The 6,401-nt window shown below is 45.3% G+C and carries 6 protein-coding genes; 2 read left to right on the forward strand and 4 right to left on the reverse strand.

Translation table 11 applies throughout. The annotated features are described in order from the left end of the window. Nucleotides 1-305: 305 nt before the first annotated feature. From KKA81_10295 to serC, 4 genes are all read right to left on the reverse strand, one after another. Entirely contained in the window at nucleotides 306-1,553 is a 1,248-nt protein-coding gene (locus tag KKA81_10295) for a DUF1015 family protein (GenBank protein ID MBU2651314.1), read from the reverse strand. Nucleotides 1,554-1,661: 108 nt separating this feature from the next. Beyond that, nucleotides 1,662-2,165 (reverse strand): four helix bundle protein, encoded by a 504-nt coding sequence (locus KKA81_10300; protein MBU2651315.1) that lies wholly within the window; start codon nucleotides 2,163-2,165, stop codon nucleotides 1,662-1,664. 7 nt (nucleotides 2,166-2,172) lie between these two features. Beyond that, entirely contained in the window at nucleotides 2,173-3,096 is a 924-nt protein-coding gene (locus KKA81_10305; protein MBU2651316.1) for a 3-phosphoglycerate dehydrogenase, read from the reverse strand. Nucleotides 3,097-3,141: 45 nt separating this feature from the next. After that, on the reverse strand, nucleotides 3,142-4,215 hold the full coding sequence (gene serC / locus KKA81_10310) for a 3-phosphoserine/phosphohydroxythreonine transaminase (protein ID MBU2651317.1): 1,074 nt from the start codon (nucleotides 4,213-4,215) through the stop codon (nucleotides 3,142-3,144). A gap of 155 nt (nucleotides 4,216-4,370) precedes the next feature. Here serC and KKA81_10315 point away from each other — a divergent pair, with 155 nt between their 5' ends. Together KKA81_10315 and KKA81_10320 are read left to right on the forward strand one after the other, a co-directional pair. Beyond that, nucleotides 4,371-5,432 carry an acyl-CoA reductase gene (locus KKA81_10315; protein ID MBU2651318.1) on the forward strand — a complete coding sequence of 354 codons (1,062 nt, stop codon included), beginning with the start codon at nucleotides 4,371-4,373 and terminating at the stop codon, nucleotides 5,430-5,432. A gap of 50 nt (nucleotides 5,433-5,482) precedes the next feature. Continuing rightward, on the forward strand, nucleotides 5,483-6,289 hold the full coding sequence (locus tag KKA81_10320; GenBank protein MBU2651319.1) for an SDR family oxidoreductase: 807 nt from the start codon (nucleotides 5,483-5,485) through the stop codon (nucleotides 6,287-6,289). The last annotated feature ends 112 nt before the right edge of the window (nucleotides 6,290-6,401 follow it).

Genomic DNA, 6,401 nt, shown 5'->3' on the forward strand with positions numbered 1-6,401 from the left:
GGGGGGGGGTTTCCCCCCCCCCCCCGGCCTCTACATACTCGCAGGGAAGGTATTTACTTCTGATTTTTTTACCCACCCCCCGGCCCCCTCCCTGCTGGCAGGGAGGGGGAGTGCGCTATTTATGCTTTATGCATAACAAATGCAAAAAAATAATATACAAAAATAACCTTGGAGTGGATTTTTACAAACCAGTAATCAATTTTCTTTTGTAAAATATCTTTGCTTTTCGTTACAAGAAAAATTTGATCAACGCGCCCCCCCTCCCTGCCAGCAGGGAGGGGGTAGGGGGTGGGTAAAATATCAGACTAATCCAGCAGATGCACAACCAGTCCGCTCCTCAGTTTAGGTTCGAACCAGGTGGTTTTGGGAGGCATGATATTGCCTGTATCTGCGATATCGATCAGTTGCTTCATAGAAACGGGGTAGAGAGCAAAAGCTACTTTCATCTCACCGGAGTCGACTCTTTTCTTCAGCTCGCCCAGTCCCCGGATACCCCCGACAAAATCGATGCGTTGGTCTCTGCGAAGGTCTTTTATTCCCAGGATATCATCCAGGACATGTTTGGAGAGTATGGTGACATCGAGTACCCCGATCGGGTCGTTGTCGTCGAACGTACCCGGTCTGGCGGTGAAGGCATACCATTCTCCGTCGAGGAACATGCTGAATTCGTGCAGCTTTCCGGGTTTGTATATTTCGCTGCCTTTTTTCTCTACTACAAATGACTTTTCGAGTTTTTGCAGGAATTGCTCTTTGTTCAGGCCGTTCAGATCTTTCACCACCCGGTTGTAATCGATGATGGTCAGTTGGTCGTCGGGGAAGTGAACCGCCAGGAAGTAATTAAACTCTTCTTTTCCGGTATGATGGGGGTTTTTCTCTCTCTTTTCCTTGCCTACAAGGGCAGCAGCAGCCGTGCGATGGTGTCCGTCGGCTACATAGGTAAACGGTATTGCATCAAAAAGTTCCAGGATACGGCTGATGATAGCTTTATCTTTTATTACCCAAAAGTGGTGACCAACGCCGTCATCGGCAACGAAATCGTATTCCGGGTTATGTTCGGTGACAAATGCTTCCACGATCCTGTCGATTTCCTTCACGGAAGGGTAGGAGAAGAACACCGGTTCCATATTGGCATTGTTGATCCTCACGTGTTTCATCCTGTCCTCTTCCTTATCGGGTCTGGTAAGTTCGTGTTTGCGGATGATGCCGTTCAGGTAATCGTCGACGGAGGCGCACCCTACGATTCCGTATTGGGTTTTACCGAACATAGTTTGAGCGTAGATATAAAGGTATTCCTCCGGGTCCTGCACGAGCCATCCATTTTTTTGGAATTCCCGGAAGTTTTCCACGGCTTTCTCATAGACTTCAGGCGCATGGACATCCACATCGGGTGGAAGGTCGATTTCCGGTTTAATGATATGCAGGAGAGAAAACTCATTTCCTTTGGCTTCTTCGCGGGCTTCGTCTGAGTTCAGCACATCATAGGGGCGCGATGCCAGGTTCTTTGCAATCTCCTTGGGAGGCCTCAGGCCTTTAAAAGCTTTTAATACTGCCATAAATCAATATGTTTAAAGAGTTAATACGGAATTTACCAGGGTAAATACCACTGGCCGATAACCGGTATGTCCGGAAAAAACGGGGTAAAACTACAAAGAAAAACGGAATTAATAATTGCTGTCTTCATCCATATCGTCGTCGTCATCCTCTCCGGGATATTCTCTTTTGGCTCCCCTTTGGAGGGAGGAGATGAGGGCGCCGATCATCTTGGTCATTTCCATGAGTTGGTTCCTGGAATAGTCCTGGTGCTCATCCGTGAAGAGATTCTGGTTGAAGGCAACCGTTGTAAAGACAAGGCATTCCCGTATGGAACTCTTGGCCATTTTAAGGTAATAGATAAACTGGCTTTTGTTCCTGGCCGAACCCTCGGCGATATTGAGGGCAATGTCTCTGGCGGCGGAATTCAGTTTCTGAAGAAGACTGTCGTTGTGATTGCTGCCGGATATTCCATACATCCAGCTGACATAATCAACTGCTTTGTGATAGATCCGGAGGTCTTCGAACCTGAAGAACGTGGTAGTTTTTTCTGCGCTGTCCATACACTCTGATTCTTCGTTAATAATGGCTGGTTTAAAAAACAAATATGCAGGAGCAACGCACAGCTCCTGCATATTTTTATTATTTGTTGACCTGGAAAGTCCTGTCGCCTTTTTCCAGGAAAGCCACAATTTGCATGGCGGCTGCGATCCCTGCATTGATATTCGCTTCGGCGGTCTGTGCCCCCATTTTTTTCGGGGTTGCATAGAACCTGCCTTTGAATTTCTCTTCAAGCTGGGGAAGGCAGTCGGGTGCAATGTCGCTTACATAGGTAAAATCCTTTCTTTCCTCAAACATTTTCATCAGTCCATCTTCATCAATCACTTCTTTCCTGGCTGTGTTGACGAGGGTTGCACCCTCAGGCATAAGGGAAAGAAGATTGAAGTTGATGGATTTTTTTGTTTTCTCATTGGCCGGGATGTGCAGGGAAATGTACTGACATGTTTTGTACAGATCTTCTGCGCTATCCAATACCTTCACACCGTCGGCTTCTATGTCGCTTTTGGCAACAAAGGGGTCGAAGGCATAGATATCCATACCGAAACCTTTTCCAATTCTGGCCACAAGCTTACCAACATTACCGTAAGCGTGAATGCCCAGGGTCTTGTCCTTGAGTTCGGTTCCCGATTTGCCGTTAAACTGCCCGCGTGCCTGATACACCATCATCCCGAATGCCAGTTCTGCCACGGCATTGGAATTCTGTCCCGGTGTATTCATGGCTACCACGTTTTTTGCTGTAGCTGCCCCAAGGTCGATATTATCATAACCGGCACCGGCCCTGACAACGATTTTCAGGTTTTTCGCCGCATCAATCACTTCCTTATCGACAATATCGCTGCGGATGATGATGGCATCCACGTCAGCCACTGCTTTGAGCAAATCAGCCTTGTCGGTGTACTTTTCCAGAAGGACCAATTCATAACCTGCGTCGCTTATCACCTTGCGAATGTCGCTCACAGCTTTTGCGGCGAAGGGTTTTTCTGTTGCTACCAATACTTTTGCCATATCTAAAAATACGTTAATTTTTTTAACTGCCAAAAAAAATTTAGCCTATTTATTCATTTTTTCAAATTCCTGCATTGCATCTACCAGAGCCTGAACGCTTTCTATTGGCATTGCATTGTAAAGGGAAGCACGGAAACCACCAACAGAACGATGTCCTTTAATGCCTACCATGCCCTTTGAAACGGCAAAATCCAGGAATCCCTTTTCCATATCTTCTTTTCCTTCAGCCATGATAAAGCATACATTCATCAAAGAACGGTCTTCTTTCAACGGTACTGTTGACCTGAAGAGCGAATTCCGTTCGATCTCCGTGTAAAGCAGATCTGCCTTTTTGTGGTTGATTTTTTGCATCTCAGCCAATCCACCCAGGTTCTTTAACCAGATGAGTGTCTGGAGCCCTGCATAAATGGGCAGACAAGGAGGTGTATTGAACATGGAACCATCCTTGATGTGCGTTTCATACTTAAGCATGGTGGGGATGGGTCTTTCCACTTTTCCCAGGATATCGTCGCGAAGGATCACGAAAGTAACACCGGCAGGTGCAAAATTTTTCTGGGCACCACCGTAGATCATCGCGTATTTGCTGACATCAACCGGGCGGCTGAAAATATCCGACGACATGTCGGCGATCAGTGGGATAGGAGAGTCAATATCGTGCTTGAGCTCGGTACCAAAAATGGTATTATTCGTTGTGATGTGGAAATAATCGGCATCTTTTGGTATGGTGTATCCTTTCGGAATGTAGTTGAAGTTCTTGTCTTCCGATGATGCAACCACATCCACTTCCCCGAAAAATTTGGCCTCCTTGATGGCTTTCTTCGACCAGGCTCCTGTATTCAGATAGGCCGCCTTCTTGTTCATCAGGTTGAAGGGAACCATAGCAAACTGCAGGCTGGCTCCGCCTCCCAGAAATAATACCGAGTAACCTTCCGGAATATTCAGCAACTCTTTGAACATTTCAACCGTCTTATCCATGATAGCCTGGAAATCTTTGCTCCTGTGCGAAATTTCCATGATGGACAAACCGCTTCCGTCGAGGTCCAAAACGGCTTTGGCAGTGTTTTCGATAGTAAACTGTGGCAAGATTGAGGGTCCTGCGTTAAAATTGTGCTTTTTCATAATACCGCTTCGTTTTAAAATTTTATACCTTTAGCATTAATGTATTCTGTTAAACACAGAATGAAGCAAAGATATAGATTTTCCCCGTAATTTAGATGAAATTTTAGTATCATGCAAATGTTAATAATTTCACTACGAATATTAAAAAAAAACGAATGAATAATCAGAATTTCAGGAAGGCCCTGGCAGATCTCGGGGAGGAGGCAGGTCGCATTTCAGAGGTCATTCTTACCGGAAATGAATACCTGGGCCGGGAGGCTGCAGGACACTTATTCAAAGTTGCCCGTCATGCCCGGGATCTAAATCCATGGTTTACATTGGATAATGTGGCTTTCAGCCTCAAATCGTGGTCAGAAGCGCTTTGCGAAGAATCGGTAAACAAATGGCTGGACAGGTATCAGGGGAAAGTTGACAGGATTGGCAGGATGCTTAAAGTAGGAGTGATCATGGCAGGAAATATCCCCCTGGTTGGATTGCACGATGCCCTCTGCGTGCTTGCATCGGGTCATAAACTGATTGCCAGAACATCCACAGACGATGCAGGCTTGACCCGGGCTATTCTCGAATTACTGATTTCTTTTGACTCTTCTCTTAACGACAGGATTTGTTTTGCCGAAGGAAAACTGCAGGATTTTGATTGCATCATCGCTACCGGAAGCACAAATACTTCAAGATATTTCGAATATTATTTCAGAAATGTCCCGAAAATAATCAGGAAGAACAGAAACAGCGTTGCCATCGTGCGTTCAGGAGATGATGACTTCGAAGGTCTTGGTGAAGATATTTTCAGGTATTTCGGACTGGGTTGCCGGAATGTTTCCTTGCTGTTTGTTCCGAAAGAAACCGATATAGGTTTGTTTATGGCTAATTTCTCCAGGTGGTCGGATGTGCAGGAACATACGAAGTATATGAATAATTACCAGTATTACAAGGCTTTATATCTTCTGAACAGGGATGTTTTCTTCGATAATGGATTTTTTATGATGAAGCCTTCCGCCACAATGATCTCCCCCGTGGGCACCGTTCATTATATGTTGTATGAGGATATTTCGGAAGTTAATTCCTTTTTGGGGGATAACCATGAAAAAATCCAGTGCATTGTGGACGAACAGTTATTGTTTCCGGGAAGCATAAGGCCCGGGACCACACAGTTTCCTGCATTATGGGATTATGCGGACGGGGTTGATACTATGGAATTTCTTCTTAACCGGAATTGAAGTTTAGGGATAAAAGCAAAATTGTTAACATTGCAGGAAAATCCTGAGACATGATTGGAAAAACCGTGATCGTTACCGGAGCTTCATCAGGAATTGGCAGGGCTCTGGCTTTTGAAATGGCCGCAAGAAAGGCAAAGGTGGTGATTGTTGCCCGCAATCGTGAGAAGCTTGAAGCCGTTGAAAACGAATTAAAGGCAACAGGGACAGAGGTGCTTGCCCTTACTGCCGATGTAAGCATTGAGGATGATTGCCGCAGGTTGGTTGAAGAAACAGTTAAGAGATTCGGTGGAATTGATGTGCTGATTAACAATGCCGGACTCTCTATGCGTGCTCTATTCCTGGAAACAGACCTGCAGGTCATACGCAGGCTTATGGATGTGAACTTCTGGGGAACGGTTTATTGCACAAAGTTTGCATTGCCATATCTGCTTGCCTCAAAGGGTAGTGTTGTGGGGGTTTCTTCTATAGCCGGGTATAAAGGTCTTCCAGGAAGGACAGGCTATTCCGCCTCCAAATTTGCCATGCACGGGTTCCTGGAAACCCTGAGAATAGAAAACCTTAAAACCGGGTTGCACGTGCTGATCGCTTGTCCGGGCTTTACAGCCTCCAACATCCGGAATACAGCACTGAACGGGAAAGGAAACATGCAGGGGGAATCACCCCGTGAAGAAGATAAGATGATGAGCGCAGAAGAAGTTGCCGTCCATATAGCCAGGGCCATTGAAAAAAGAAAAAAAACGCTTATCCTGACCCGTCAGGGAAAGCTTACCGTTTTTTTAAACAAATTTTTCCCCGGTTTCATGGATAAAATGGTTTACAAGCACATGGCTAAGGAGCCGGATTCTCCCTTCAAATAAGGGATTGTTAATAAGTTTTTATAAGGATGATAATTTTTTCTTGAATCATTTTTAAAAAATCAGATATTTACGAACGGTTTTATCATAAACGTAAAACCGTTTTCGTGGTTAA

This window comes from Bacteroidota bacterium (assembly GCA_018831055.1).
In the GTDB taxonomy this organism is placed as follows: domain Bacteria; phylum Bacteroidota; class Bacteroidia; order Bacteroidales; family B18-G4; genus M55B132.